Below are 1,409 nucleotides of genomic sequence, written 5' to 3' on the forward strand. Positions count from 1 at the left end.
TCTTGCGAGTTTGCACAGTACTGTGTTTTTGATAAACAGTTGCAGCCACCTGGTATCTGCGACTCTCGGCAGCTTAGGGAGCAAGTCCCATCACCACTAAGAGCGTACCTTCTCCCGAAGTTACGGTACCATTTTGCCTAGTTCCTTCAGCCGAGTTCTCTCAAGCGCCTTGGTATTCTCTACCCGACCACCTGTGTCGGTTTGGGGTACGATTCCTACTAACCTGAAGCTTAGAAGATTTTCCTGGAAGCATGGCATCAACTACTTCAGTCCCTTAGGACCTCGTCATCAGTTCTCAGCCTTAAGTACACCCGGATTTGCCTAAGTGTACAGCCTACAACCTTAAACGCGGACAACCAACGCCGCGCTAGCCTAGCCTTCTCCGTCTCTCCATCGCAGTTAGCAGAAGTACGGGAATATTAACCCGTTTCCCATCGACTACGCCTTTCGGCCTCGCCTTAGGGGTCGACTCACCCTGCCCCGATTAACGTTGGACAGGAACCCTTGGTCTTTCGGCGAGGAGGTTTTTCACCCCCTTTATCGTTACTCATGTCAGCATTCGCACTTCTGATACCTCCAGTGTGGGTTACCCCTTCACCTTCAACGGCTTACAGAACGCTCCTCTACCGCACTAGACAAAGTCTAGTACCCATAGCTTCGGTGTATTGCTTAGCCCCGTTAAATCTTCCGCGCAGGCCGACTCGACTAGTGAGCTATTACGCTTTCTTTAAATGATGGCTGCTTCTAAGCCAACATCCTAGCTGTCTAAGCCTTCCCACATCGTTTCCCACTTAGCAATAACTTTGGGACCTTAGCTGATGGTCTGGGTTGTTTCCCTTTTCACGACGGACGTTAGCACCCGCCGTGTGTCTCCCGTATAGTACTCATTGGTATTCGGAGTTTGCAAAGGGTTGGTAAGTCGGGATGACCCCCTAGCCTTAACAGTGCTCTACCCCCAATGGTATTCGTACGAGGCGCTACCTAAATAGCTTTCGAGGAGAACCAGATATCTCCCGGTTTGATTGGCCTTTCACCCCCAGCCACAAGTCATCACCGCATTTTTCAACATACGTGTGTTCGGTCCTCCAATTGATGTTACTCAATCTTCAACCTGCCCATGGCTAGATCACCGGGTTTCGGGTCTACACCTTGCAACTAAACGCGCAGTTAACACTCGGTTTCCCTACGGCTCCGCTATTCGCTTAACCTTGCTACAAAATGTAAGTCGCTGACCCATTATACAAAAGGTACGCAGTCACGGTCTCAAGAACCGCTCCCACTGCTTGTACGTATACGGTTTCAGGTTCTATTTCACTCCCCTCACAGGGGTTCTTTTCGCCTTTCCCTCACGGTACTGGTTCACTATCGGTCAGTCAGGAGTATTTAGCCTTGGAGGATGGTCCCCCCAT

1 rRNA gene is annotated in these 1,409 nt (G+C 50.5%); it reads right to left on the reverse strand.

The annotated features are described in order from the left end of the window. Positions 1-1,409, reverse strand: a 23S ribosomal RNA gene (locus Q1A86_RS21065); the annotation flags it as partial.

Source organism: uncultured Shewanella sp. (assembly GCF_947497935.1).
Taxonomy (GTDB): domain Bacteria; phylum Pseudomonadota; class Gammaproteobacteria; order Enterobacterales; family Shewanellaceae; genus Shewanella.